Genomic DNA, 25,285 nt, shown 5'->3' on the forward strand with positions numbered 1-25,285 from the left:
CTTATAGTGCGATCGCGGCGACGGCCGGAGGAGAAATACCATGGATCATCAACCCGCCAATTTCTTGCTGCCGTCCGATCCACGGACATTCGGCTTCTTCGTCGACGGCAAGATCGTTGAGGCTGGCGCACGTCCGTATTTCGAGCGGCACAGTCCCGGCCACGGCGTTGCGGTCACCCGCATCCCAAAATGCACCAAGGAAGATCTCGACCTGGCGGTTGCAGCGGCACGGCGGGCCTTCGAGGACGGGCGCTGGTCGCGCATCCCCTCGGTCGAACGGGCGAGCGTGCTGCTGCGGGCCGCGCAGATCATCCGCCGGCGCGCCGAGGAGATCGCCCTTTGGGAAACGCTGGAAAATGGCAAACCCATCAGCCAGGCCCGCGCCGAGGTCGACGGTTGTGCCGGCATCTTCGAATACGCGGCCGGCGCAGCCCGCGCACTGCATGGCGACGCTTTCAACAATCTTGGCGACCGCCTGTTCGGGCTGGTCACACGGGAGCCGATTGGGGTTGTCGGTCTCATCACGCCCTGGAATTTTCCCTTCCTCATCCTGTGCGAGCGCGTGCCGTTCATTCTAGCTGCCGGCTGCACGATCGTTGCCAAGCCGTCCGAAGTAACCTCGGCGACGACGCTGATCCTCGCCGAAGTATTGGCGGAAGCCGGCCTGCCGGCGGGCTGTTACAATGTGGTCACCGGGTCGGGCAGCACGATCGGCCAGGCGATGACGGAGCATATGGACATCGACATGCTGTCCTTCACCGGCTCGACCTCTGTCGGCCGACGCTGCGTCCAGGCGGCCACCGGAAACTTCAAGAAACTCGGCCTGGAACTCGGCGGCAAGAACCCGCAGATCGTCTTTGCCGACGCCGATCTCGAGGATGCCGCCGATGGCGTCGCCTTCGGCATCGGCTTCAACACCGGCCAATGCTGCGTCAGCGGCAGTCGGCTGATCGTCGAGCGCTCGGTGGCGCGCGCGTTCGAAGAGATGGTCGCGGCGAAATTTGCCAAGGTAAAGGTCGGCGACCCGCTCGATCCGGCGACACAGGTCGGCGCCATCACCACCGCCGCGCAGAACGACACCATCATGACCTATATCGCCAAGGGCAGGGCGGAGGGCGCAAGGCTGGTCTGCGGCGGTGACCAGCTCGACTTCGGCCATGGCCACTACATCGCACCGACGCTGTTCGGCGACGTGACCGGCGACATGGCGATCGCGCGCGACGAGATCTTCGGGCCGGTGCTCAGCATCATGCCGTTCGATACGGTCGAGGAGGCGATCGCCATCGCCAACGACACCGTCTATGGGCTGGCGGCCAGCGTGTGGAGCAAGAACATAGACAAGGCACTGACAGTGGCGCGGCGCGTGCGCGCCGGACGCTTCTGGATCAACACAACGCTTGCCGGCGGACCGGAACTGCCGCTGGGCGGCTTCAAGCAGTCCGGCTGGGGGCGCGAAGCCGGCATATACGGTGTCGAGGAATACACCCAGATCAAGTCCGTGCACATCGAACTCGGCAAGCGCGAGCCTTGGGTGTCGTGACAAGCGAACGCGGATACGACTTCGTCATCATTGGCGGCGGCTCGGCGGGCTGCGTGTTGGCCGCGCGCCTGTCGGAAAATGCGGATGCGCGCGTGCTTCTGCTTGAGGCCGGCGGACGCGACACCAACCCTTATATTCACATGCCGGTCGGCTTTGCCAAGATGACCTCCGGCCCTTTGACCTGGGGATTGAAGACCGCGCCGCAGAAGCATGCCAACCAGCGCGAGATTCCCTATGCCCAGGCCAGGGTGATTGGCGGGGGGTCGTCCATCAACGCCGAGGTCTATACGCGCGGTCATCCCGCCGACTACGACCGCTGGGCGCGCGACGAAGGGGCCGAGGCATGGTCGTTCGCCGACGTGCAACCTTATTTCCTGCGCTCGGAAGGCAACACCATGTTTTCGGGCGACATGCACGGCACCGATGGTCCGCTCGGCGTTTCGAACATCCCTGACCCGCAGCCGACGACCCGCGCATTCGTGCAGGCGTGCCAGGAATTCGGCATGCCCTACAATCCCGATTTCAACGGCAAGGCTCAGGAAGGCGCGGGCATCTACCAAACGACCACCAGGAACGCACGGCGATGTTCCGCTGCTGTCGGCTATCTCAGGCCGGCTCAGAGACGCCCCAATTTGACCGTCGAGACCGGATGCCTGGTCGACCGCATTCTTTTCGAGGGGGTTCGAGCCACCGGCGTGGCGTATCGCCGTGCCGGCGAGATGCGTGTTGCGCGTGCCGACAGCGAAGTGCTGGTCACCGCCGGCGCGATCGGCTCGCCAAAGATCATGATGCTGTCCGGCGTTGGGCCGGCGGCGCATCTGAAAAAGCACGGCATCGAGGTCGTCCATGACCTGCCCGGTGTCGGTGAGAACCTCACCGACCATTATGGTGTCGATATCGTCGCCGAACTGAAGGGCCCGACCAGCCTCGACAAGTACAACAAGCTTCACTGGATGCTCTGGGCCGGCCTGCAGTACACGCTGTTCAAGAGCGGCCCGGTGACGTCAAACGTCGTCGAAGGTGGTGCGTTCTGGTACGGTGACCGGTCGTCCGCCATTCCCGACTTGCAGTTTCATTTCCTGGCCGGTGCCGGCGCCGAGGACGGCGTTCCGAGCGTCCCGTCGGGCTCCGGCATCACGCTCAATTCCTACACGCTGCGGCCGAAAAGCCGCGGCACTGTAAGGTTGCGCTCTTCCGATCCCGCCGACAAGCCGATCGTCGATCCGAATTTTCTTGCCGATCCCGCCGATCTGAGAATCTCGGCCGAAGGGGTGCGCATCAGCCGCGAGATTTTCCAGCAGCCGTCCCTGCAGAAATACATCCAACGCCTGCATTTGCCGGGCGAGGACGTCAGGACGCAGAAGGACTACGAGGACTATGCGCGCCGTTATGGCCGCACCTCCTACCATCCGACCTGCACCTGCAAGATGGGCGTCGATGCCATGGCGGTGGTGGACCCGAAACTTCGCGTCCGAGGGCTGGAAAACATCCGCATCTGCGACTCGTCGGTCATGCCCAGCCTTGTCGGCTCGAACACCAATGCCGCGACGATCATGATCGGCGAAAGAGCCTCAGATATCATTCGCGGTAACAGGTAACCGAAAATTTCTCCTGGCTAGAGCCTGTTCCATCCCGATGGAATCGGGATGGGGCTCTATCTCTTTGTTTGAGCATGATCTTTCCCGAAAACCGGATTCCACTTTTCGGGATCATGCTCTAGCGGCAGCCGCGCGGGCTGCCGTCTACGTTCCGAAGCTCGGTCGCCCTGTCAGTCCCAGTCGGGGGCCCATGGCACCAGGTCGGACCCAACTATGCGCTTGTTCGTATGGGTGAGCGCGTCGATGCGCACCATGTCGATGCTGGAAAGCGTGAAATCCATGATGTCGAAATTGGCCCGGATATTCTCAGGCTTGGTCGACATGGTGTTCACCGAAACACCTTTCTGCAGGATCCAGCGCAGCACCACCTGGCCGGCGGATTTGCCATAGGTTTTGCCGATTTCGGCGAACTGCGGATATTTGAAGACTTCGCCGCGGGCAACCGAGGTGAAGGACGACAGCGGAATGCCGGTCTCGTTGGCCGCTCGGATCAGGATGTCCTGATTGAGGAGCGGATGGAATTCGACCTGGTTGGTCACGATCGGGCCGTCAAGGATGTCGCGTGCGTCGCGCATCATCCCGGCAGTGAAATTCGACAGGCCGATATGGCGTGCCAGGCCCTTGTCCTGTGCGCTCTGGAGCAGCCTCAGGAGCGACGCGATGTCACCGTCAAGCGGCGGCCAGTGCAGAAGCAGCGCGTCGACATAGTCCAGCCGCAGATCCTTCAAGCTCTTTTCGACGGAGGCCAGGAAGAGCGCTTCAGCGTAATTGTCGGGATGGACCTTTGTGGTGACGCAAAGATCCTGGCGCGGCACGCCGGCCTGCGCGAGGGCTTCTCCGACCTCGGCCTCGTTGCCGTACATCTGCGCGGTGTCGAATGCCCGATAGCCGGCGTCCAGCGCCACCGCAATCGCGGCCATACAGGCGTCATGGCGTAGCGGGAACGTGCCGAAAGCCCTCTGGTGCGTCTTCTGGAAAAAGATGTTCACGACTTTGCCTCCAGCGTCGTCGATTGCTCTCAGTAAATAACTGAATAGTTACTTATATCACCTTGTGCACCATTGGCAAGATCGCCGGCCGCCGATCCCGAAGTGATTTTTGGTGCCCGCGCACGACCGTTGCCGATCGGTCTTGACCAAACTCGGAGGCATGGTAATAACTAAACAGTTACTTTACTCGATGCAGGCAGGCGGCTTCATGTCCAAGGTTACCAGCGCGGCGGACGCGGCAAGGGCAGTCAAGGACGGCGCGATCGTCGCGGTCAACTCGTCGAGCGGGCTATGCTGTCCCGATCTGGTCCTGAAGGCGCTTGGCGAGCGCTATCGTGATGAGCGCCATCCAGCCGGACTGACGATGGTCCACCCGATCGCGGCCGGCGACATGTTCGGCACGAAGGGCATCGACCATCTGGCGCAGGATGGCATGATCGACACCATCATCGGTGGGTCCTACCCGTCGGGACCGTCCTCGTCCGAGCCGCCGCTGATCTGGCAGATGCTCGGCGAAGACCGGATCGCTGCCTACAACGTCCCAAGCGGCATCATCTTCGACATCCTGCGTGAAGCGGCCGGACATCGCCCGGGCGTGATCACCAAGGTCGGCCTCGAAACATTCGTCGATCCCAGCCTGGACGGCTGCGCCATGAACACACGCGCACGGGCACGGCCAATCGTGCGCAAGATCGAGTTCGAGGGCGATGAATGGCTGTATTTCCCGTCGATCAAGCCGGATGTCGCGATCATTCGTGCCACCACCGCCGACGAACGCGGCAACCTGACGTTCGAGCATGAAGGCGCCTATCTCGGCGCGATGGAGCTTGCGCTTGCCGCGCACAATTGTGGCGGGGTGGTGATCGCCCAGGTCAAGCACGTCGCCCAGTCCGGCACGTTGCGCCCGCATGACGTGCGGGTGCCGGGCGTTCTGGTCGACATGATCGTCGAGGATCCCGAGCAGATGCAGACCACCGCGACATCCTACGATCCAGCCATTTCAGGCGAATTGTTCAGGCCGCTCGATACCTTCCGGCTGCCAGCCTTCGATGCGGCCAAGACGATGGCGCGCCGGGTTGCGATGGAGCTGCAACGGGGATGGGTCGTCAATATCGGCTTCGGCATTTCGGCCAACGTGCCGCGTATCTTCCTTGAGGAGGGCCGCCACGGAGAAGTGACCTGGGTGATCGAGCAGGGCGCCGTCGGCGGTATTCCTCTGCTCGATTTCAAGTTCGGCTGCTCGGCAAATGCCGAGGCCTTCGTCGCCTCACCGCACCAGTTCACCTATTTTCAGGCAGCGGGCTTCGACGCGTCCTTGCTCTCATTCCTGCAAATCGGTGCCGACGGATCGGTCAATGTCTCGAAACTGTCGGCGCGGCCGCACGTAACCGCCGGCGCCGGCGGCTTCGTGGACATCACCGCACGGGCGAAGAAGATCGTCTTTTCCGGCTATTTCAACGCCGGAGCAAAGCTCTCGGTCAGCAACGGAAAGCTCTCCATCGACAAGGAAGGCAAGGTGGCCAAGCTGGTGCCCTCCGTCGAGCAGGTATCTTTTTCCGGAAAGCGCGCAACGGCGCAGGGGCAGGATGTGACCTATGTCACTGAGCGCTGCGTGCTTCGGCTCATCGACGGCAAGGTCACGGTGACCGAAGTCGCGCCTGGAATTGATCTGAACCGGGACGTCCTTGCCCAGGCGGCGTTTCCGCTGGCGGTTGCCGACACCATTCGCCCGATGTCGGGACATCTTTTCATGCCCGATCGCATGGATGGCCATTTTCGTCTCGCCGTGGCTGCCGAGTGATGCCGGATAGCCGGATCGGCCTCGAGATCGACAGCCGGGTCGCGGTGGTGACACTCGACCGTGCCGAAAAGCGCAACGCGCTGGATGCGGCGATGATCGACGGGCTTGCAGCTGCCTGCAGGACCATCGAGCACGATGCGGCGGTCAGGGTCGTGATCCTCACCGGCGCGGGCAACAGGGCCTTTTCGGCAGGCGGCGACATCCAGGCCTGGAGCGGCAAGGCGCCGGATGATTTCGGCCGCTTCTGGCTGCGCGAAGGGCATGATGCCTTCGCGGCCGTCGCCCGGCTTCGGCAGCCGGTAATCGCCGTCCTCAACGGGGATGTGTTCGGCGGCGGACTGGAATTGGCAGTTTGCGCGGACCTCCGGATTGCCGAGCAGCATGTCAGGATCGCTCTGCCGGAAACTGGGCTCGGCATTATTCCGGGCTGGTCGGGTACGCAGCGCGCGGCGCGTCGTTTCGGCGCGCAACTGGTGCGGCGCATGGCGCTGTTCGGCGAGGTCTTCGATGCAGACGCAGCGCTTCGTCTCGGCATCATCGATCATATCGTGGAGAGTGGTGCGGGAATGGCCGCGGCACGGCAGATCGCCGCGCAGGTCTGCGGTCGCGCACCGCTGGCGACCGAACTGACAAAGATGCTCGTCAACGCCGCCGAAGGTGAGGAATCAGAACGCGTTCTCGAAGCGCTTGCCGGCATTGCGGCTGCGCGATCGGAGGACCTCCAGGAAGGGCTGGCCGCCTTCCGCGAAAAACGGCCTGCGCGTTTTTGAGAACGGCCAATTTGCCGGGCGGCAAATGCCTGGCCGAGACCAAGAAAATATCGTGACAGGGGAGACGAGTTCCGATGATCCGCCATTTTGTGCTGCTGCGTTTTCGCGCCGATGTGAGCGCCGAAACCAAATCCGGGCTCTATGAGGAATTGCGCCGCTTGCAGGATCATCTGCCGGGCATCGTCGCCTTTCACGGCGGACCGAATGTCAGCGTGGAAACGGACCTGATCCGCGGCAACCACGACGCATTCTGGGTCGATTTCGCCGATGAGAATGCGCGTGATGACTATCTCCGCGATAAAACGCACCAGGAGATCGGGGCGCGGATCGTGGCCCACACCGAAGGCGGCATTGACGGCGTGACGGTGGTCGATCTTAGATTCTAGTGGTAGGTCGACTGACCGGCGCGATACGACCTAGCGATAGACCATCAGCTTGTTCTCTCCGGACTGGACCGTTTCGCCGCGCTGGTTGGTGACGACGAAGCGCAGCGCCAGGATCCCTCGCGCTAAGTGCCGGGTCTCCCGTTTGTTCGCAACGACGATGCGTGCGTGGATCTCATCGCCGGCTAGGACAGGCGCCACGAACGTCCAGTCCCAGCCCAGCGAAGCGATTGCCCGAAACCCGGCCGGTGCCTGGTTCTTCAATCCGTCCACCAGCGACAGCACCAGCAATCCATGCGCGACGCGGGCCTGGAAGCCATGGCGTTGCGCGCCAGCCGTGCTCATATGGATTTCGAAACGATCGCCTGTCAGTTCGGCGAAAGCGTCGATCATCTGCTCCGTGACAGCCACGGCACCGGTCTCGAACCAATCGCCGACGGCGACCTCCCCATAGGACAGGCCTTGCACCGTGAGCTGGCGGCCCGGCGCGGTCTCTGCCGTCATGCCGGCACCGGGGCATCCTCCCGGATCAGCTTGCGCTGCTTTAGGTCGGCCCAGAACGCGGTCGGGATCGGATGGCTGAACCATGTGAGGTTCTGGGACAACTGCTCCACCGTTCGTGTGCCGGCGCAGAAGGAGGGAATAGCAGGGTGGGCCACCACGAATTGCAGTGCGGCCGCAGGCAAGGGCACGTCGTAGTCGAGGCAGACGGCCTCGATCCTGGCGACCTTTTCCATGACGGCTGCGGGCGCTGGCGCATAATTGTACTTGGCGCCCTCTACCGCGCCTGTCGCCAGGATGCCGGAGTTGAAGCCGCCGCCGACGATCACCGCGACGTTGCGCTCTTCGCAAAGCGGCAGGAACTCGTTGAGCGCATCCTGCTCCAGGAGCGTATATCGCCCTGCCAGCAGGAAGCAGTCGAAGTCGCGTTGCCTGAGCGCTTCGAGGCAAACCTCCCACTCGTTGACGCCAACGCCGATCGCCTTGACCAGGCCTTCCCTGCGTAGTTTTTCCAGCGCACGCCAGCAGCCGTCCATTGCTTGCCTGAACACTTCGGGCTGGGCGTCGCCACGCGTAAAGCGATCGATGTCATGGATGAACAGCATGTCGATGTGCTCCAGCCCCAGGCGCTGAAGCGAATCCTCGAACGACCGCATCGTCCCATCATAGCTGTAATCGAAGATCATCTCGTTGGCCGCGGCGTTCTTCCATGGCGAAAAGTCGATCTCGGATCGTTTCTTCGCCTTCAGCACGCGTCCGACCTTCGACGCGAGCACGAAATCCGAACGGTTCTTCCAGCGCAGCGAATGGCCGAGGCGCAGCTCCGAAAGTCCGTGGCCGTACATCGGCGCGGTGTCGTAGAACCGGACACCGGCGTTCCAGGCATGCTGGACCATGACATCGGCCGTGGTTTCGTCGATTTCCCTGAGAAAGTTCCCGATCGGCGCGGTGCCGAAGGCGAACGCCGTGACATCGAGATCGACCCGACCGAACCTGCGCCTGTCTGAAGGCTGCATCCGATTTCCTCCCGTTAGTAACCATCTGGTTATTTTTTATCGTAACTTCTCATGCTGGGCAAGTCGTTGTTGTAACGTTGATGGGACGCTTCGATTTTCCACGCTTGACGGAGAAGCTGGATCCGCGTTAGGAGTAACTAGATAGTTACAAACGATGGATGCGATGCTTATCACGGACACCCAGCGCCAGGTGCGGGACATGGCCCGCCAGTTTGCCGACGAGGTCATCAGACCGGCGGCCGAGGCCCTCGATCGTGACGAGCGATTCCCGGTGGAAATCTACGAACAGATGGGCGCGCTTGGCCTGTTCGGCGTCGGCGTTCCCGAGGAGATGGGTGGCCCTGGTTTCGACACGCTCACCTACGCGCTGGTAATGGAGGAACTGTCACGGGGCTACGCCTCGGTCGCCGACCAGTGCGGCCTGGTCGAACTGATCAGCACGTTGCTGGTGCGCCACGGCACGCCGTCTCAGCGCGAGCAATGGCTGGGTCCGGTGATGCGCGCCGAAACCAAGGTCGCCTACTGCATCACCGAGCCGGAAGCCGGCACCGACGTCTCCGGCATCCGCACCACGGCAACGCGTGATGGAGGCGGCTGGCGTCTGAATGGTGGCAAAATCTGGATCCACAACGCGCCGGTCGCCGATATCGGGTTCGTGCTGGCCCGCACCGACAAGGAAGCCGGGCATCGCGGCATGAGCATCTTCATCGTCGACCTGCATGCCAAGGGCATCGAGCGCGGCCCGAAGGAGCACAAGATGGGCCAGCGGGCCAGCCAGGTCGGCGCGCTCAATTTCGCTGATGTCATGCTCGGCGAAGAGGCCCTGCTCGGAGAGGAGGGCAAGGGCTTCCACATGATGATGAGCGTGCTTGACAAGGGGCGTGTCGGCATTGCTTCGCTTGCGGTGGGCATCGGTCAGGCCGGATTGGAAGCGGCCGTCGATTATGCCCAGCAGCGCAGACAATTCGGCAAGGCTATCGTCGAGTTTCAAGGCGTCCAGTGGCTTTTGGCCGACATGGCCAAGGACATCGAGGCAGCGCGCCTTCTGGTGCAGAGTGCGGCCGCCAAGATCGACGCCGGCGAGAATGCGACCAAGGCCTGCTCGATTGCCAAGTGCTTCGCCGGCGACATGGCTGTCGCCCGTACCGCGGATGCGGTGCAGGTCTTCGGTGGCTCCGGCTATATCAGAGGCTTCGAAGTCGAGAGGCTCTATCGCGACGCCAAGATCACGCAGATCTATGAAGGCACCAACCAGATCCAGCGCATGATCATCGCCCGTGAACTGCTGAAGCATGGGGCTCGGGCATGAGTGCCGCGCCGCGCCATGCGGTCCTGATCACCGGCTCGAGCCGTGGCATCGGGCTCGCCGCAGCGCTTGAACTGGCCAGGATCGGTTTCGCCATCGCGCTTAACGGGCCGGCCGACGACGACGAATTGCACGAGGCCGAGGCGACGGTCGCCGCGACCGGCGTCCCTGTGGTGCGGGTGGCTGGCGATGTCGGCGATCTTGCATCGCACGATGTGCTGCTCGACCAGGCCGAGAATGCAATCGGCCCGTTGTCGACCTTGATCAACAATGCCGGCGTGTCGGTGATGGATCGCGGCGACCCGCTCGACGTTTCGGAAGCGAGTTATGACCGCTGTCAAACGGTGAACGCCAAGGCGCAGTTCTTCCTCGGCCAGCGCTGGGCCCGGCGGCTGCTGACACGCCAGCGCGACGACGGCCGCTTCTACAGCCTCATCAACGTGTCGTCGTCCAACGCTTCCGCGGTGGCCGAGCCGCGCGCCGAGTACTGCGTCTCCAAGGCCGCGTCAGCCATGATCAGCAAGGTTTTCGCCGTGCGGCTCGGGCGCGAGAACATTGCGGTTTACGACATCCAGCCCGGCCTGATCGAGACGGCGATGACCAGGCATGTCTCGCAGACTTATCAGCGGCGGATCGATGAGGAAGGCCTGACCCTGATCCGCAGGCTCGGGCAGCCGCAGGATGTCGGCCGCATCATGGCGACCCTGGCGTCGGGCGCGCTGCCCTATACGACCGGCCACGTCATCTCGGCCGATGCCGGGATGCTGGTGCCGCGTTTCTGACGCGGGCTCCCGAGGCGGTGTGAGACAGGAGACGACCTGATGATGATCAGTCTTCCGGATGCAAAGGGCGCCTTTTCCGGCTATCGCATGAGCGGAAAAACCGTTCCGGTGGCCAGGCTCTCGAAGCGTTCCGCGCGCGTCGTCTTTTCGGCTGCTCATGTCGTCGCAGACCCCTTCACCGACAATGATCCGATGGGACCGGCCAGCGTGGACTGGCACGCCACCATGGCATTCCGGCGCTATCTTGCCGATATGGGCCTGGGCATCGCTGAAGCGATGGACACGGCACAGCGCGGCATGGGGCTGGATTGGCCCGGTGCGCTCGAACTGATCCGCCGCACCAGACAAGAGCTTCCTGGAGCGCTGGTGTTCAATGGTTGCGGCACCGATCATCTCGATCCCGCCGCCACGCGTTCGCTTGACGATGTGCGGCGTGCCTATTTCGAGCAGGTCGAGGCGATCCAGGCGCTCGGCGGACGCCTGATCCTGATGGCGAGCCGCGCTTTGGTGGCGGTCGCCTCCTGCCCGGACGACTATGTGTCGGTCTATCGCGACGTGCTTGGCCGATGCGACAAACCGGTGATCCTGCATTGGCTCGGCGACATGTTCGATCCGGCTCTTGCGGGCTACTGGGGAACGGACAGCTTCGAACAAGCGATGGAAACGGTGCTTGCCATCATCGCCGAGAACCAAAGCAAGGTGGACGGCATCAAGATCTCGCTGCTCGACAAGGGCAAGGAGATCCAGATGCGCCGCCGGCTGCCGGCAGGCGTCAAGATGTACACGGGCGATGATTTCAACTATCCCGAACTGATCGCTGGCGACGAGCATGGCTTTTCGCATGCGCTGCTCGGCATTTTCGACCCGTTGGCGCCGGCGGCCGCCTATGCGGTGGCAAAGCTCGGAGACGCCGACCTGAAGGCGTTCCGCGACACGCTCGACCCCACCGTGCCGCTGGCGCGGCTCATCTTCCGGGCGCCTACGCAACACTACAAGACCGGCGTGGTCTTTCTCGCCTGGTTGAACGGCTTCCAGGATTATTTCGTCATGCTCGGCGGTGCGCAGGCGAAACGTCCGCTGCCCTATTTCGTGGAGGCCTTCAAGCTCGCCGATGGCTGCGGGCTGCTGCGCGATCCCGACATGGCCGCCAACCGCATGCGCCGGCTGCTGGCGCTCTACGGCGCCTGAATCAGACCGATGCGCGATTTTTCGAACGATCATTCTGCATTGGCCCTCAACACAGCCACGCTTGGCCACAATGTCGACGGGCACGGGGCCGGCTGGCCGGTCGAGCGGGTCATCGATGCCTGCGCCGAGCGGGGCTTCGGCGGCATCGTCTTCTGGCGGCGCGAGATCGGCAGGCGGGCTGTCGAGATCGGCGATCGTGCCCGCGCGGCCGGGCTCGCCGTGGCAGGCCTCTGCCGGGCGCCGTTCCTCGTCGGTCCGCTGGCGCTGCCAACGAGATCCGCGATCATGGACGATTTCCGCGCCGCCATCGATATGGCGGCGGAACTCGGAGCTCCGGTCCTGACCATCGTGGCCGGCGGGGTCGAGCCCGGTACGCGCGGCGTTCCCGAAAGTCTGAAGCGTGTCGCGGATCGCGTCGCCGAGGCGGCCCCCTATGCAGCCCGACACAAGGTGAAACTGGCGCTCGAGCCTCTGCACCCCGTCTATGGCGGTGACCGCTCCTGCCTGGTGACCGTGCGCGACGCGGTCGATCTCTGCGATGCCATTGGGCACGCCAATGTTGGGGTGGCCGTTGATATCTACCATGTCTGGTGGGACACCACTCTCGGCGTCGAATTGGAACGTGCCGGTGCCGGACGCATCCTTGGCTACCATCTCTGCGACTGGCTGGCCGAGACGCGCGATGTTCTGGTCGATCGCGGCATGATGGGCGAGGGCGTCGCCGATCTGAAGGCGATCCGGACCGCCGTCGAAACGGCCGGCTACCAGGGTCTGTGCGAAGTGGAAATTTTTTCCGCCGGGAACTGGTGGAAGCGCGATCCGGCCGATGTGCTCGATGCCTGCGTCGAGCGCTTTCGAACGGTTTGCTGAAGAAATCCACGACGAGACTTGACCCCTTTGCCCGTAGATGGGGATGCCGCGTCACTTCCGCTGCCTAAATCGCGGCCTGCAACTGCTCGGCATCGACACACCTGTCGGTGACAGCAAGGACGACTTCGGGCTTGGTGCGCTGGCCGGCAGGCAGGCCGGGAAGAGTTTTCATCAGGCCGTGGGCTGCGCGCGCCTTGCTGCCCTTGTCGAAGCCTCACCGCGCGATAATTCCCTTGAAGGCGTGGGCGCTTCTCCCTCTCGACAGGAGCCAACCATGAAACATCAGACACTCGATCAACTGCATGCGGTCGCCAAGATTGAATCTTCGGCCGCATATTCGGCAATGACACGGAACCAGCGTATCGAGCGCTGGGCGGAACTTCTCGAGCAATATCCCGAGCGATGCCTTGCAGCGTTTGCAGGTACCGAATATCTGCCCCTGGAGGAACGTGCCGGCGTGCGTGGGGAAGGATCACCAATCGCTGTTGCCTTCGAAGACCCGGTGCTGCGCGCTTCGGGCCTGAAAGATGACACGTATGGCGAGGCCAAGCGCTTCTTCGAACTAAGCGACTGGCAACTGCACGAGATCGTCTGCGATTGCCATGCAGGTGCTACCATGAAAGCGCGTTGGGCTGCCGCACGAGTCCGCGCAACAGTTCGAGGGAATGGATTTTTTGCATGGCTGAGGCAAAGGATCATGTACTGAATTGGCCGGCTTGAGGTGAGGATCGTTGCGTGTCTGTGACCGCGATATGATCCCCCCGGACCCCGGTTTGCAGAGTGAAGTCGATGCATGCCCTCGCGCTCGCGGCCAACAAGCTCGCGAGCCCTTCAGCCTTGTGCCCTGAAGTTCCCGGTTTCCCGGTCGACTTATCACATGATGCCGAAGGTCCTGTACGCTTCGACCGCGCTCATGCCCTCCCGGATCGCCTTGGCGACCAGCCGTTCACCGCGCACTTTTTCGAGGGCCAGCCGAACCACGCGGCCGCGAAAATAGTTGGTGACGTGGGCAACGATGTGGGTAGCACCAGCCTGCCGGGCGAAGCGGAAATTGTCTGGGGTCAGCGACTCCCGGTAAAGGCCAAGACCGATCTTCATGGTTCTACTTCACGCCAATGCCGGCGGTCAGGCCGCCATCGATCTTGTAGTCCGCGCCGGTGCAGAACCCGGCTTTCGCCGAACACAGGAATGCGATGAGTTCCGCCACTTCTTCCGGCTCGCCGATGCGACCGATGGGATGCGCTTCGCCGAAGCGCTTGTAGGCGGCCTCGACATCGGCATCGCTACCATTGTCGCCGCGCGCGGCCTTCTCCAGGATCGGGGTGCGGATCGAACCCGGGCTGACGGAATTGACGCGGATGCCGGAGCGCGCATGGTCGAGGGCCAGAGCGCGCGTCAGCGTGTGGATGGCGCCCTTGGTCGTGGCATAGGCGGCGACGTTCTGCTGGCAGGCGAAGCCCTGCACCGAGGCCACGTTGACGATGGCGCCGCCGCCTCGGCGGCTCATTGCAGGAATGCCGAAATGCGCGGTCAGATAGATCGAACCGACATTGACCGACATCGCCTTGTTCCAGGTTTCGAAATCGGTGCTTGTCGCCGTTCCATACGGATGGACCGCCGCCGAATTGACGATGATATCGAGGCCGCCGAACCGTTCGACGCCGGCCGCCAGCGCGTCGCGAACCTGATCAGGCACGGAGACATCGGCGCCTATGATCAGCGCCTCGGCTCCGGAGCCTTCCAGTTCCGCTTTCATCGCCGCGTTTGCCGCGCGGTCGATGCCGCAGGCGATGATCGCGGCACCCCCCGACGCAAGGCGTCTGGCGGTTGCGAGTCCGATCCCGGTCGTCCCCGTAACCAATGCCACCTTGCCGTCGAACTCCTTCATTGTCGGAACTCCTTCATTGACGATTGGAAGCCGGCTCTTCCGGCAGGAAACGCAAGGCGAAATCGAGATGGCGGCTCATCAGGTAGGCGTAAGCCAGCCTGTCGCGCGCGCGCAGCGCCGCAATGATCTCGCCATGTGCAGCCCTTGTATCGGCCAGCACCGGACGCATTTCCTTGCCGATGGTCATGATCCGCAGGATCACGGGGGAAAGGAAGGAATACATGTCCGTCAGCATGCGATTGTCCGCCAGACTGATCAGCGCCATGTGGAAATTGAAATCGTTCTCGGCGGCCTCTTCGATCGAGCGGCTCGCAATGATCCGGGCGTTGATTTCGTCGAGCGCCTCGATCCGCTCGTTCGAGGCATGCAGGATGATATGGTCGCCGATGCCGACTTCGATGATGCGCCTGTAGCCCTGTATGTCGGCGAAGGACGAGCGCGAAATGTCCATGTGCGCGGCGAAAAAATTCTGGATGGCGATGCTCTGCCCGTTGGCCAGGACGGCGCCGACGCGGGGCTTTGGCTCGATAAGCCCATAAGTGCGGATGGTGCGCAACGCCTCGCGCACCGTATTGCGGCTGGCCCCGGTGAGCTCGCTGAGCTCACGCTCGGTCGGCAGCACGTCGCCGACATTCAGCTGCCGCACGCGGATGAGATCAAGAATCCGCCCGGCCGTCGTGTCCACCGCGGACCGGCCGCTGACGCGCCGCGCGGCGGCATTCTCGCGTACGGCTTGAGAGTCTTTCAACGTCACGCTTTCCTCTAATTGTTGGACCAACATATCGCAGACTTCGCGGAAAACAACCGATTTTGGCCTTTGTTCTTCAGATTTATGATCGGGATGGACAAAACTCTCAAGAGTTTGTGCTCGAATTTTTAGTTTGACTCCCATTGTGGTCCAACAATAGATTGCCGACGTCTCGCAGAAGGAAAGTCGCAATGGAACAGTGCTGGCGCTGGTATGGACCGGACGATCCGGTAACGCTCGATCATGTCAGGCAGGCAGGTGCGACAGGCGTGGTCTCGGCCTTGCACGATATCTATGACGGGCGCGCCTGGCCGCTCGAGAGCATCCTGGAGCGCAAGCGGATCATCGAGGCGGCAGGGCTGACCTGGTCGGTCGTCGAGAGCATTCCCGTCCATAACTCGATCAAGATCGGCTCGGCGGAAAGGCTTCGCTATGTCGGCTGGTACAAGGAAACGATCCGTGCGCTTGCCAAGGCCGGCATCGCGACGATCTGCTACAATTTCATGCCGGTGGTCGACTGGACCCGCACGGATCTAGCCTATCGGCTTCCGACGACCGGTTATGCGCTGCGTTTCGATGCGATCGACTTCGCCGCCTACGACCTGTTTGTGCTGAAGCGCAGGAATGCCGAGGCCGGCTACACTGCCGCCCGTATCGCCGAGGCGGAATCGCGACTGAGGGAACTGAGCGACGAGAACATCGACAGGATCGAGCGCAACCTCATCGCCGGCCTGCCGGCGACCGAGCGCAGCTACAACCGTGACAGTTTTCGCGAGGCCCTGGCCGAATACGATTCGATCGGGCCGAAGGAATTGCGTGACAACCTTGCCTGGTTCTTGCGTGAGATCATTCCGGTGGCCGAGCAGGAGGGGGTGCGCATGTGCATCCATCCCGACGATCCGCCATTCTCGCTCTATGGCCTGCCGCGCATCGTCTCGACCGCCGAGGACGCGCGGTTCATCCTCAATGCCGTCGACAGCCCGGCCAATGGCCTGACGTTCTGCACCGGTTCCTACGGCACGCGCGCCGACAACGACATTGTCGGCATGGTCAAGGAATTCGCCGACCGCATCCATTTCGTCCACCTGCGCAACATCACCATCGAGGATGACGGCTCGTTCCATGAAGCCGAACATCTCGAGGGTGGCACCGACATGGCGCATGTCATTCTCGCCTTGATGCGGGAAGAGGCGCGCCGTCGCGGCGAAGGCCGTGCCGACTGGCGCATTCCGATGCGACCAGACCATGGCCATCTGCTCGCCGACGATATCGGCAAGACCAGGATCAATCCCGGCTACTCGCTGATTGGCCGGCTGAAAGGTCTCGCCGAACTGCGCGGCATCATGCGCGCCGTGGAGCGGTTCGGGCTGGCCTAGGGGCGCCAGGCGGACGAGGGATCGCTGTTTTCGCCTCGTGTCGTGCTCTGTCTACGAAGGCCCCATCTCCAGTGATGTATATGCCGACGGGGACATCCCGTTGGATCCTCATGCTGCAGGCTGCATGGCCGCCCTCAGCAGCATGCCGAACAGGTCTCGAGGCTCGTCGGGGTCAGCGAGCAGATCGAGTTCCTCATAGAGGCCTGTGGCCTGCAACTGGTCACGAACATACCGCAGTGCCGAAAAGTCCTCGATCGCGAAGCCGACCGAATCGAACAGCGTGATCTGCTTGGCGTCCCGGCGTCCTTGGGCCTTGGCGGCAATCACTTCCCAGAGCTCGGTCACCGGATGGTTGGGATCCAACTGCTGGATTTCGCCCTCGATGCGTGTCTGTGGCGGGAACTCGACGAAAATATCGGAGCGCAGCAGGATGTCCTTGTGCAGTTCGGTCTTGCCCGGGCAATCGCCCCCGACGGCGTTGATGTGGACGCCGGAGCCGACCATGTTGTCAGTGAGGATGGTGGCGCACTGCTTGTCGGCGGTAACGGTGGTGATGATCCCGGCACCTTCAACCGCTTCCTGCCCGGTCCCGCAGATGGTGATGTCGAACCCCATGCCAGCAAGGTTCCTCGCGCATTTCAGCGAGGCTGACCGGTCGATGTCGTAGAGCCTGAGCCGGTCGATGCCGGTCAGCGCCTTGAAGGCGATCGCCTGGAATTCCGATTGGGCGCCGTTGCCGATGATGGCCATGGTGCGCGCGCCGCTCGGCGCCAGATACTTGGCCGCGACAGCAGACGTAGCGGCGGTGCGCAGCGCGGTCAGGATGGTCATTTCGGTGAGCAGCATCGGGTAGCCGCTGCCAACATCGGCGAGCACGCCGAAGGCGGTGACCGTCTGCAAACCCTGGCGCATGTTCTTGGGGTGCCCGTTGACATATTTGAAGCCATAGAGGCGTCCATCGCTTGTCGGCATCAGTTCGATGACGCCGTCGTGGCTGTGCGAGGCGATGCGAGGCGTCTTGTCGAAGAGTTCCCAGCGACGGAAGTCTTCCTCGATGTAGCCGGCGAGTTCAGTCAGGAAGCGCTCGACACCGATGGCAATCACCAGCTTCATCATGCGGTCGACGCTGACGAAGGGGACGATGTTCAGTTTTGCCGTGGTCATGATCAAAAGCTCCCGGAATGGCTACGAGTCGGGCGTTCCATGATGCGACGTCCCATCAGGCTCGCCGTCAGGTCGACCATCAGCGTCGCGGTTCTGCCACGCTCGTCCAGAAAAGGGTTCAACTCCACTAGGTCCAGGCTGGAAACAAGGCCGCTGTCGGACAGCATCTCCATCACCAGATGCGCTTCACGGAACGTCGCGCCGCCGGGAACCGTGGTGCCGACCGCGGGCGCGATCGACGGGTCGAGGAAGTCGACGTCGAGACTGACATGCAGCAGCCCGTCTTCGGCAGATACCCGCGCCAGGAAGGCGCGCAGCAGCGGCGCGATGCCATGCTCGTCGATGGCGCGCATGTCGTGCACGGTGACCCCCGCCTGGTTGAGCGCGTTGCGCTCGGCCGGGTCGACGCTGCGCAGGCCCATGGCGCAGATGCGCTTGGGGTCGACCGCTGCCGGCAGATCTGGGAAATAGCCACTGAAACCCGGCTGACCGCTGGCATAAGCGAGCGGGACACCGTGCAGATTGCCGCTGGCGGTGGTGTCGAGCGTGTGGAAGTCCGGATGCGCGTCGAGCCACAACACGAACAGCGCGCGCCCGGCCTCTGTGGCGCGGCGGGCGAGACCCGACAAGGTCCCGGCCGAGATCGAATGATCGCCGCCGAGAAAGATCGGCATGCCGTCCTTGCTGGCTGCGTAGGCGGCCTCCGCAATGGCGGATGTCCAGGCCGATACCTCGGGCAGGGCCTTCAGCGCCAAATTGCCATGCACAACGCGCCGCACCGGAATTGCCTGGACGGCGCCCATATCCTCGACAGAGTGGCCGAGGCCGGACAGCACCTCGGCAAGTCCGGCGGTCCTCAGGGCACTCGGCCCCATCTCGCATCCCATTCTGCCAGCGCCGTCCTGCACGGGCGCCCCGACGATTGTGCAACGCATTGTTTTTCCGCGGCTCAAGTTGAATGGCGCGAGGGAACCATGGCGAGCCGGCGATATGAACAGGCACAATTGGCAATTCGAAAAGCCTACTTTATCATAATGGCACCACAACTGATCAGATTGGTAAGCCTCCATGGATGCGCTGGACGAACGGCTCGTGACCTTGCTGCGGCATGATGCGCGTCGCAGTGTGTCGGACCTCGCCGTCGATCTCGGCGTCTCGCGCGCCACGGTCAGGGCGCGTATGGAGCGCCTGGAACGATCCGGCGAGATCATCGGCTACACGGTGGTGCTGCGCGCCGACGCCGTCGATCAGCGCATCCGCGGGATCATGCTGATTGAGATAGAGGGGCATGCCGCCGACCGCGTGGTTCGGGCGCTGGGCGGCTTCCCCGAAGTCTCGACCATCCATACCACCAATGGCCGCTGGGACCTGGTGGTCGAACTCGGGACCGCCTCATTGACGGATTTCGATGCCGTGCTACGGCGCATCCGGCTCATAGCCGGCATAACGGGCAGCGAAACGAGCCTGCTCCTGGCCACGCCGCGCACGACGCGGGCACGACTGACCTAGCTGCTGCGAGACGACGAAGACTGACGGCCGACTCGAAAAGCCGAACACGAAGCCTATGGAACGATGATAGGTGGGGACCTCCTGGGGAAACACCCACGCGGCCAGAAATCGTCAATACGGCCGCATTTTCCCGCCAGACCGCCTTTGACTGCAATTCGACCCCGAGCCGGCTCCGCCATGGGATCACCACTCGGCGAAGGAGCCGTCCTTGTGGCGCCAGATCGGGTTACGCCAGCGGTGTCCTTCCTTGGCGCGCTCCTTGACATAGTCCTCGTCGATCTCGACACCCAGGCCCGGGCCATCAGGAATGGCGACATAGCCATCCTCGTAGCGGAAGACATCCTTGTTGGCGGCATAGTCGAGCAGGTCATTGGCGCCGTTGTAGTGGATGCCGAGGCTCTGCTCCTGGATGAAGCAGTTATAACTGACCGCGTCGAGCTGCAGGCATGCGGCAAGCGCGATGGGCCCGAGCGGGCAGTGCGGCGCCACGGCCACGTCATAGGCTTCTGCCATCGCCGCGATCTTGCGGCACTCGGTGATGCCGCCAGCATGCGACAGGTCGGGCTGGATGATGTCGACGACGCCTTCCTGGAACACGGATTTGAAGTCCCAGCGGCTGTAGAGCCGTTCGCCGAGCGCTATCGGCGTCGAACCAAGGGCGGCGATTTCCTTCAACGCCTCGCGGTTTTCGCTGAGCACCGGCTCCTCGATGAACATCAGCCTGTAGGGCTCCAGTTCCTTGACCAGGATGCGCGCCATCGGCCGGTGCACCCGGCCGTGGAAGTCGACGGCGATGCCAATGCCGGGGCCGACCGCCTCGCGCACCATGGCGACCCTCTCGACCGCCGCATCGATCTTGTCGTGGCTGTCGACGATCTGCAGTTCCTCGGTGCCGTTCATCTTGAGCGCCAGGAAGCCCCGCGCCACCATTTCCTTCGCACCGGCGACGACCTCCGCCGGCCGGTCACCGCCGATCCAGGAATAAACCTTGATAGAATCGCGCAGCTTGCCGCCGAGCAGCTCATGCACTGGCACGCCGAGCGCCTTGCCCTTGATGTCCCACAGGGCCTGGTCGATGCCGGCGATAGCGCTCATCAGGATCGGCCCGCCGCGGTAGAAGCCGCCGCGATGCATCAGCGTCCAATGGTCCTCGATCAGGCGAGGGTCCTTGCCGATCAGATAATCGCCAAGCTCCTTGACCGCCGCCTCGACGGTCAGCGCCCTGCCTTCGACAACCGGCTCGCCCCAGCCGGTGACGCCGGCATCGGTCTCGATCTTCAGGAACAGCCAACGCGGCGGCACGATATAGGTGGTGAGCGAGATGATTTTCATGCGGTCTGTCTGTCTCAGTTGTTCTTGAGTTTTTTTGCGCTGACGAGGTCGCGCGCCGCGAGGTCGAGAATTCGATTGGCCGCGCCGCGCGCCGCTTGGGCATCGCGCATGCGCAGCGCCTCCACCACCTCGCGGTGCGCCGCCACCGCTTCCATGCGCCGCTCGAGCGAAATGGTCGCCGTCGCTTCCAGCGAGAATTTAAGCCCGGTGTCGATCAAATTGCCGATCTGGCGAAAGATCGGGTTGTGGCTCGCGGCATAGACGATCTGGTGGAAGGCGATGTCGGAGCGCGAGAACATCGCGAGATCCTCGCCGGCGCCTGCCATGCCTCGCCAGGCCGCTTCGAGATCGGCGATCTCCTGCAGTGTTGCGCGCGTGGCGGCAAGCTCGGCGACCAGCGGCTCGATGGCGCGGCGTGTTTCGAGGATGGCGTCGAAAAGCTTGTCGTCCAGCGCATGCGGTGCGTGCCAGGCGAGCACTTGCGGGTCGATGATGTTCCAGTCGTCCTCATTGCAGACGATGGTGCCGACACGCGGCCGTGACAGCACCAGTCCCTTGGCGGCCAGCACCTTCAGGGCTTCGCGGATGACGGTGCGGCTGACGCCATACTCGACGCCAAGTTCGTTTTCGGTCGGCAGGGAGGACCCGGCCGGGTAGCGTCCGGAAAAGATGTCCGAAGCAATCGCCTTGGTCACGTCGGGCATGACGCGCGGGCGACGGATGACCGCTTCGCCCTGTGCCTTCTTCAAGATATCGGTCACCTCGGCCCTCCTCCAAAGGCGGCGAATCCGCTGGTTTCGCACAATCTGTCCGGCCTTAACGGATGCGGATCAATTGCGCCAGCGATCGCTGGTCCGAGCATGTACATTAATTATCATACCAGATCAATTGACGAGTATGATAAAAGCGAATAAACACTCCGGCACCCGGGCTGAGCGCCCGGTCTATCGCTGGGAGGTAATCATGCGACTTTTGAAAACCGCGCTCGTCGCGGGCGCGCTTGCCGTGCTGTCCGTCACGACGATCGCTTCTGCCTATGCTCAGGACACCAAGATCGGTTTCATCGTCAAACAGCCCGAGGAGCCGTGGTTCCAGGACGAATGGAAGTTCGCCGACCAGGCCGCCAAGGAAAAGGGCTTTACCCTGGTCAAGATCGGCGCCGAGGACGGTGAGAAACTGATGTCGGCGATCGACAATCTCGGCGCCCAGGGCGCCCAGGGCTTCATCGTCTGCACGCCGGACGTGAAGCTTGGCCCCGGCATCGTCGCCAAGGCCACCGCCAACAATCTCAAGCTGATGACCGTCGACGACCGCCTGGTCGGTGCCGACGGCAAGGCGCTGGAAGACGTGCCGCATATGGGCATCTCGGCAACCAAGATCGGCGAGGCCGTCGGCCAGGCGATCGTCGACGAAATGAAGGCGCGCGGCTGGAAGGCCGACGAGGTTGGCGCCATCCGCGTCTCCTATGACCAGCTGCCGACGGCGGTCGATCGTGTCGAAGGCGCCATCTCGGTGCTGAAGGCGAACGGCTTCAAGGCCGAGAACATCTTCGACGCCCCGCAGGCCAAGACGGACACCGAAGCCGCGCTGAACGCCGCGACGGTCGTGCTCAATGCCCATGCCGACATCAAGAAGTGGGTCTCCTTCGGCCTCAACGACGAAGCGGTGCTGGGCGCCGTGCGCGCCTCCGAGAGCGTCGGCATTCCGGCCGACGGCATGATCGGCGTTGGCATTGGCGGCGCGGATTCGGCAATCAACGAGTTCAAGAAGCCGACCGCCACCGGCTTTGTTGGCACGGTGATCATCTCGCCGAAGCGCCACGGCTATGAGACGGCGCTCAACATGTACGATTGGGTTGCCAACAACAAGGAACCGGAGAAGCTGATCCTGACCTCCGGCGCGCTGGCCAAGCGCGACGATTATCAAAAGGTCCGGCAGGGCCTCGGCATCGAATAATCCTCCCTGTACAAACAGGCGGCGGCTCATCCCGCCGCCTGTTTGGCATGGCACAAGAAGGATCGGCGCGGTGTCCTTTCTCGAATTCTCCCACATCACCAAGACCTATCCGGGCGTCAAGGCGCTGTCGGACGTGTCGTTCGGCGTCGACAAGGGTGCGGTGCATGGCCTGATGGGCGAGAACGGTGCGGGAAAATCCACCCTGATCAAGATTCTTTCCGGCGACCAGCATGCCGACGAGGGCGAGATACGCATCGAGGGCAAGGTCCAGACCTATGCCTCGACCAGGGATGCTTTCGACAATGGCGTCATCGTCATCCACCAGGAACTGCAGCTCGTTCCTGAACTCACCGTTGCCGAAAACCTCAGCCTTGGCCGTTTTCCCGCCAGCGCCGGCATCATCGCCGGCCGCCGGATGCTGGACGATGTCGGCGCGAAGCTGAAATCGGCCGGCATCGACATCGAGATGCGCCGCAAGGTCAAGACGCTGTCCATCGGCGAACGCCAGATGGTCGAGATCGCCAAGGCGATCATGCTCGACGCCCGCGTCATCGCGCTGGACGAGCCAACCTCGTCGCTGTCGTCGCGCGAAAGCGAAATCCTGTTTGCCCTGATCGACCGCCTGCGCGGCGAAGGCAAGGTCATCATCTATGTCTCGCATCGGCTCGACGAGGTGTTCCGCCTCTGCGACAGCCTGACCGTGCTGCGCGACGGCAAGCTCGCGGCGCACCACGTCTCGCTGAGAGGTGTCACCCGCGACCAGGTCGTCGCCGAGATGGTCGGCCGCGAAATCTCCGACATCTGGGGTTTTCGTCCGCGTCAGGCCGGAGACGTTCGCCTGAAAGTCGACACTGTCGCCGGGGCAAAGCTGAGGGCGCCGGCAAGCTTCGAGGCGAGGGCCGGTGAGATCGTCGGCTTCTTCGGCTTGATCGGCGCCGGGCGCTCCGAACTGATGCGGCTGGTTTTTGGCGCTGACCCGCGCTCGGGCGGCACCATTACCGTCGACGGCAAGGTCGTTCATGCCACCGATCCACATGACGCGATCCGGGCCGGCATCGTGCTGTGCTCGGAAGACCGCAAGCATGACGGCATCATCCAGGGCCGTTCGATCGAGGAGAACATCAACATCTCGTCACGGCGCCATCACACGCGCTTCGGCGTGCTCAACCGCGCCAGCGAGATCGCGACCGCCGAGACCTTCATCAAGAAGCTCAAGGTGCGCACCCCCTCACGCAAGCAGGACATCATAAACCTCTCCGGCGGCAACCAGCAGAAAGTCATTCTTGGCCGTTGGCTGTCGGAACAGGGCGTGCGGGTTCTCATCGTCGACGAGCCGACGCGCGGCATCGATGTCGGCGCCAAATCGGAAATCTACGAACTGCTCTACCAGCTTGCCGAAGACGGCATGGCGATCGTCGTCGTCTCCTCCGAATTGCCGGAGGTGATGGGCATCTGCGACCGCATCCTGGTTATGTGCGGCGGGCGCATCAGCGCCGAACTCGTGCGTGACCAGTTCGCCGAAAGGGCGATCCTGGCCGCCGCTCTTCCCGACACGAAAACCCCCGACGCGATCGCATCCTGAGGACTTCTGCCGATGACCGACCAGTTGAAGAAAATCCTGCTCGGCGAACAGGGGCTCGTCGTCATCTTTCTCGTCGCTTTCGCGCTGGTGTCGGTTCTGGTGCCGAACTTCCTCACCGACCGCAACATGCTTGGCCTTTTGCAGTCGGTGGTCACCGTCGGCATCGTCGCCTGCACCATGATGTTCTGCCTTGCCGCGCGCGACTTCGACCTCTCGGTCGGCTCGATCGTCGCCTTTGCCGGCATGGTCGCGGTGATGGCGTCCAACGCCACCGGGTCGATCCTGCTTGGGCTTCTCGCGGCAATCGCTTGCGGCGCGTTCGTCGGTTTCATCAACGGCATCGTCATCGCCAAGTTCCGCATCAACGCGCTGATCACGACGTTGGCCACCATGCAGATCGTGCGCGGCCTGGCGCTGATCGCGTCGGACGGCCGCGCAGTCGGCATCAACAGCCCGGATTTCTACCAGCTGGCACTATCGAAATTGCTCGGCATACCAACGCCGATCTGGGTGCTGGCCCTTCTGTTCGGCATCTTCGGCTTTGTGCTCAACCGCACCGTCTTCGGCAAGAACACGCTGGCCATCGGCGGCAATCCGGAGGCCTCGCGGCTGGCCGGCGTCAATGTCGACAGGACGCGCATCTGGATCTTTACACTGCAGGGCGTCGTCTGCGGCATCGCCGGCATCCTGCTCGCATCGCGCATCACTTCGGGCCAGCCCAACGCGGCGGTCGGGCTCGAGCTCTCGGTCATCTCGGCCTGCGTCCTCGGCGGCGTCTCGCTCGCCGGTGGCCGCGCCACGATGTCGGGCGTCATCGTCGGCGTGCTGATCATGGGCATTGCCGAGAACGCGATGAACCTGCTCAACATCCCGGCCTTCTACCAGTACATCGTGCGTGGCGTGATCCTGCTGCTCGCCGTGCTGCTCGACAATCTGCGTTCGTCGGCACTGGGGCGGCGTTGAGCAAGGGCAGGGCATGTCGGTCC

25 protein-coding genes are annotated in these 25,285 nt (G+C 63.0%); 15 read left to right on the forward strand and 10 right to left on the reverse strand.

The features are described from left to right. Positions 1–40 precede the first annotated feature (40 nt). Both NR193_RS22720 and NR193_RS22725 read left to right on the forward strand, forming a co-directional pair. The gene (locus tag NR193_RS22720; RefSeq protein WP_256752992.1) at positions 41–1,540 is read left to right on the forward strand and encodes an aldehyde dehydrogenase family protein; all 1,500 of its coding nucleotides are present in this window, start codon (positions 41–43) and stop codon (positions 1,538–1,540) included. Continuing rightward, positions 1,537–3,138, forward strand: a complete 1,602-nt coding sequence (locus tag NR193_RS22725; RefSeq protein WP_375162731.1) for a GMC family oxidoreductase — start codon at positions 1,537–1,539, stop codon at positions 3,136–3,138. The genes NR193_RS22720 and NR193_RS22725 overlap by 4 nt, the downstream gene beginning before the upstream one ends. A 170-nt stretch (positions 3,139–3,308) precedes the next feature. Here the strand turns inward: NR193_RS22725 and NR193_RS22730 are convergent, their stop codons facing one another. After that, positions 3,309–4,127 (reverse strand): aldo/keto reductase, encoded by an 819-nt coding sequence (locus NR193_RS22730; protein ID WP_256752994.1) that lies wholly within the window; start codon positions 4,125–4,127, stop codon positions 3,309–3,311. 208 nt (positions 4,128–4,335) lie between these two features. Between NR193_RS22730 and NR193_RS22735 the strand changes: the two genes are divergently transcribed. The 3 genes from NR193_RS22735 (at position 4,336) to NR193_RS22745 (ending at position 7,084) form a co-directional block, all read left to right on the forward strand. Beyond that, positions 4,336–5,928: an acyl CoA:acetate/3-ketoacid CoA transferase gene (locus NR193_RS22735; RefSeq protein WP_256752995.1), complete on the forward strand. Its 1,593-nt coding sequence runs from the start codon at positions 4,336–4,338 to the stop codon at positions 5,926–5,928. After that, entirely contained in the window at positions 5,928–6,698 is a 771-nt protein-coding gene (locus NR193_RS22740; RefSeq protein WP_256752996.1) for an enoyl-CoA hydratase/isomerase family protein, read from the forward strand. The genes NR193_RS22735 and NR193_RS22740 overlap by 1 nt, the downstream gene beginning before the upstream one ends. A 74-nt stretch (positions 6,699–6,772) precedes the next feature. Next, entirely contained in the window at positions 6,773–7,084 is a 312-nt protein-coding gene (locus NR193_RS22745) for a Dabb family protein (protein ID WP_256752997.1), read from the forward strand. A gap of 30 nt (positions 7,085–7,114) precedes the next feature. On the opposite strand, the gene NR193_RS22750 is transcribed toward NR193_RS22745, so the two are convergent. Together NR193_RS22750 and NR193_RS22755 are read right to left on the reverse strand one after the other, a co-directional pair. Then, the gene (locus NR193_RS22750) at positions 7,115–7,585 is read right to left on the reverse strand and encodes a MaoC/PaaZ C-terminal domain-containing protein (protein ID WP_256752998.1); all 471 of its coding nucleotides are present in this window, start codon (positions 7,583–7,585) and stop codon (positions 7,115–7,117) included. Then, positions 7,582–8,598: an aldo/keto reductase gene (locus NR193_RS22755; protein WP_256752999.1), complete on the reverse strand. Its 1,017-nt coding sequence runs from the start codon at positions 8,596–8,598 to the stop codon at positions 7,582–7,584. Before NR193_RS22755 ends, NR193_RS22750 begins: the two co-directional genes overlap by 4 nt. Before the next feature lie 163 nt (positions 8,599–8,761). Between NR193_RS22755 and NR193_RS22760 the strand changes: the two genes are divergently transcribed. The 5 genes from NR193_RS22760 (at position 8,762) to NR193_RS22780 (ending at position 13,450) form a co-directional block, all read left to right on the forward strand. After that, positions 8,762–9,907 (forward strand): acyl-CoA dehydrogenase family protein, encoded by a 1,146-nt coding sequence (locus NR193_RS22760; RefSeq protein WP_256753000.1) that lies wholly within the window; start codon positions 8,762–8,764, stop codon positions 9,905–9,907. Further along, on the forward strand, positions 9,904–10,686 hold the full coding sequence (locus tag NR193_RS22765; protein ID WP_256753001.1) for a 3-ketoacyl-ACP reductase: 783 nt from the start codon (positions 9,904–9,906) through the stop codon (positions 10,684–10,686). Before NR193_RS22760 ends, NR193_RS22765 begins: the two co-directional genes overlap by 4 nt. 39 nt (positions 10,687–10,725) lie before the next feature. Beyond that, positions 10,726–11,874 carry a dihydrodipicolinate synthase family protein gene (locus tag NR193_RS22770; protein ID WP_256753002.1) on the forward strand — a complete coding sequence of 383 codons (1,149 nt, stop codon included), beginning with the start codon at positions 10,726–10,728 and terminating at the stop codon, positions 11,872–11,874. 9 nt (positions 11,875–11,883) lie between these two features. After that, positions 11,884–12,744, forward strand: a complete 861-nt coding sequence (locus NR193_RS22775) for a sugar phosphate isomerase/epimerase (RefSeq protein WP_256753003.1) — start codon at positions 11,884–11,886, stop codon at positions 12,742–12,744. 274 nt (positions 12,745–13,018) lie between these two features. Next, complete coding sequence (locus NR193_RS22780) at positions 13,019–13,450, forward strand: hypothetical protein (RefSeq protein ID WP_256753076.1); 432 nt, start codon at positions 13,019–13,021, stop codon at positions 13,448–13,450. 167 nt (positions 13,451–13,617) lie between these two features. Here the strand turns inward: NR193_RS22780 and NR193_RS22785 are convergent, their stop codons facing one another. From NR193_RS22785 to NR193_RS22795, 3 genes are read right to left on the reverse strand one after another with little or no spacing between them, the layout of a single operon-like run. Further along, a complete protein-coding gene (locus NR193_RS22785; protein WP_256753004.1) occupies positions 13,618–13,842 on the reverse strand; it encodes a hypothetical protein in 225 nt (74 codons plus the stop codon). Positions 13,843–13,846: 4 nt separating this feature from the next. Beyond that, the gene (locus NR193_RS22790; protein ID WP_256753005.1) at positions 13,847–14,632 is read right to left on the reverse strand and encodes an SDR family NAD(P)-dependent oxidoreductase; all 786 of its coding nucleotides are present in this window, start codon (positions 14,630–14,632) and stop codon (positions 13,847–13,849) included. Between the two features lie 13 nt (positions 14,633–14,645). Beyond that, positions 14,646–15,572 (reverse strand): FadR/GntR family transcriptional regulator, encoded by a 927-nt coding sequence (locus tag NR193_RS22795; protein WP_256753006.1) that lies wholly within the window; start codon positions 15,570–15,572, stop codon positions 14,646–14,648. Here NR193_RS22795 and uxuA point away from each other — a divergent pair. Continuing rightward, positions 15,572–16,756, forward strand: a complete 1,185-nt coding sequence (uxuA, locus tag NR193_RS22800; RefSeq protein WP_256753007.1) for a mannonate dehydratase — start codon at positions 15,572–15,574, stop codon at positions 16,754–16,756. The two genes, NR193_RS22795 and uxuA, sit on opposite strands and share 1 nt — an antisense overlap. 108 nt (positions 16,757–16,864) lie before the next feature. Here uxuA and NR193_RS22805 read toward each other — a convergent pair whose 3' ends face one another. Beyond that, positions 16,865–17,920 (reverse strand): ornithine cyclodeaminase, encoded by a 1,056-nt coding sequence (locus tag NR193_RS22805; protein ID WP_256753008.1) that lies wholly within the window; start codon positions 17,918–17,920, stop codon positions 16,865–16,867. 2 nt (positions 17,921–17,922) lie between these two features. Next, positions 17,923–18,855: an arginase gene (gene rocF, locus NR193_RS22810; RefSeq protein ID WP_256753009.1), complete on the reverse strand. Its 933-nt coding sequence runs from the start codon at positions 18,853–18,855 to the stop codon at positions 17,923–17,925. Between the two features lie 133 nt (positions 18,856–18,988). On the opposite strand from rocF, the gene NR193_RS22815 reads away from it, so the two are divergent. Then, on the forward strand, positions 18,989–19,429 hold the full coding sequence (locus tag NR193_RS22815) for an Lrp/AsnC family transcriptional regulator (protein ID WP_091582685.1): 441 nt from the start codon (positions 18,989–18,991) through the stop codon (positions 19,427–19,429). A 183-nt stretch (positions 19,430–19,612) separates the two neighbouring features. On the opposite strand, the gene dgoD is transcribed toward NR193_RS22815, so the two are convergent. Further along, positions 19,613–20,761 carry a galactonate dehydratase gene (dgoD, locus tag NR193_RS22820; RefSeq protein WP_256753010.1) on the reverse strand — a complete coding sequence of 383 codons (1,149 nt, stop codon included), beginning with the start codon at positions 20,759–20,761 and terminating at the stop codon, positions 19,613–19,615. A 14-nt stretch (positions 20,762–20,775) separates the two neighbouring features. After that, complete coding sequence (locus NR193_RS22825; protein WP_256753077.1) at positions 20,776–21,465, reverse strand: FadR/GntR family transcriptional regulator; 690 nt, start codon at positions 21,463–21,465, stop codon at positions 20,776–20,778. 259 nt (positions 21,466–21,724) lie between these two features. Here NR193_RS22825 and NR193_RS22830 point away from each other — a divergent pair, with 259 nt between their 5' ends. The 3 genes from NR193_RS22830 (at position 21,725) to araH (ending at position 25,262) form a co-directional block, all read left to right on the forward strand. Then, positions 21,725–22,717 (forward strand): arabinose ABC transporter substrate-binding protein, encoded by a 993-nt coding sequence (locus NR193_RS22830; RefSeq protein WP_256753011.1) that lies wholly within the window; start codon positions 21,725–21,727, stop codon positions 22,715–22,717. A gap of 70 nt (positions 22,718–22,787) precedes the next feature. Further along, positions 22,788–24,299 (forward strand): L-arabinose ABC transporter ATP-binding protein AraG, encoded by a 1,512-nt coding sequence (gene araG / locus NR193_RS22835; RefSeq protein WP_256753012.1) that lies wholly within the window; start codon positions 22,788–22,790, stop codon positions 24,297–24,299. Between the two features lie 12 nt (positions 24,300–24,311). After that, positions 24,312–25,262, forward strand: a complete 951-nt coding sequence (araH, locus tag NR193_RS22840; protein WP_256753013.1) for an L-arabinose ABC transporter permease AraH — start codon at positions 24,312–24,314, stop codon at positions 25,260–25,262. Positions 25,263–25,285 lie beyond the last annotated feature (23 nt).

Source organism: Mesorhizobium sp. Mes31, from assembly GCF_024519675.1.
Taxonomy (GTDB): domain Bacteria; phylum Pseudomonadota; class Alphaproteobacteria; order Rhizobiales; family Rhizobiaceae; genus Mesorhizobium.

Bases quoted from the DNA above. Each gene is read 5' to 3' on its own strand.
- NR193_RS22720 (WP_256752992.1), top strand. From the start codon at position 41: ATGGATCATCAACCCGCCAATTTCTTGCTGCCGTCCGATCCACGGACA.
- NR193_RS22735 (WP_256752995.1), top strand. From the start codon at position 4,336: ATGTCCAAGGTTACCAGCGCGGCGGACGCGGCAAGGGCAGTCAAGGAC.
- NR193_RS22740 (WP_256752996.1), top strand. From the start codon at position 5,928: ATGCCGGATAGCCGGATCGGCCTCGAGATCGACAGCCGGGTCGCGGTG.
- NR193_RS22745 (WP_256752997.1), top strand. From the start codon at position 6,773: ATGATCCGCCATTTTGTGCTGCTGCGTTTTCGCGCCGATGTGAGCGCC.
- NR193_RS22750 (WP_256752998.1), bottom strand. From the start codon at position 7,585: ATGACGGCAGAGACCGCGCCGGGCCGCCAGCTCACGGTGCAAGGCCTG.
- NR193_RS22755 (WP_256752999.1), bottom strand. From the start codon at position 8,598: ATGCAGCCTTCAGACAGGCGCAGGTTCGGTCGGGTCGATCTCGATGTC.
- NR193_RS22760 (WP_256753000.1), top strand. From the start codon at position 8,762: ATGCTTATCACGGACACCCAGCGCCAGGTGCGGGACATGGCCCGCCAG.
- NR193_RS22765 (WP_256753001.1), top strand. From the start codon at position 9,904: ATGAGTGCCGCGCCGCGCCATGCGGTCCTGATCACCGGCTCGAGCCGT.
- NR193_RS22770 (WP_256753002.1), top strand. From the start codon at position 10,726: ATGATGATCAGTCTTCCGGATGCAAAGGGCGCCTTTTCCGGCTATCGC.
- NR193_RS22775 (WP_256753003.1), top strand. From the start codon at position 11,884: ATGCGCGATTTTTCGAACGATCATTCTGCATTGGCCCTCAACACAGCC.
- NR193_RS22780 (WP_256753076.1), top strand. From the start codon at position 13,019: ATGAAACATCAGACACTCGATCAACTGCATGCGGTCGCCAAGATTGAA.
- NR193_RS22785 (WP_256753004.1), bottom strand. From the start codon at position 13,842: ATGAAGATCGGTCTTGGCCTTTACCGGGAGTCGCTGACCCCAGACAAT.
- NR193_RS22790 (WP_256753005.1), bottom strand. From the start codon at position 14,632: ATGAAGGAGTTCGACGGCAAGGTGGCATTGGTTACGGGGACGACCGGG.
- uxuA (WP_256753007.1), top strand. From the start codon at position 15,572: ATGGAACAGTGCTGGCGCTGGTATGGACCGGACGATCCGGTAACGCTC.
- NR193_RS22805 (WP_256753008.1), bottom strand. From the start codon at position 17,920: ATGACCACGGCAAAACTGAACATCGTCCCCTTCGTCAGCGTCGACCGC.
- rocF (WP_256753009.1), bottom strand. From the start codon at position 18,855: ATGCGTTGCACAATCGTCGGGGCGCCCGTGCAGGACGGCGCTGGCAGA.
- NR193_RS22815 (WP_091582685.1), top strand. From the start codon at position 18,989: ATGGATGCGCTGGACGAACGGCTCGTGACCTTGCTGCGGCATGATGCG.
- dgoD (WP_256753010.1), bottom strand. From the start codon at position 20,761: ATGAAAATCATCTCGCTCACCACCTATATCGTGCCGCCGCGTTGGCTG.
- NR193_RS22825 (WP_256753077.1), bottom strand. From the start codon at position 21,465: ATGCCCGACGTGACCAAGGCGATTGCTTCGGACATCTTTTCCGGACGC.
- NR193_RS22830 (WP_256753011.1), top strand. From the start codon at position 21,725: ATGCGACTTTTGAAAACCGCGCTCGTCGCGGGCGCGCTTGCCGTGCTG.
- araH (WP_256753013.1), top strand. From the start codon at position 24,312: ATGACCGACCAGTTGAAGAAAATCCTGCTCGGCGAACAGGGGCTCGTC.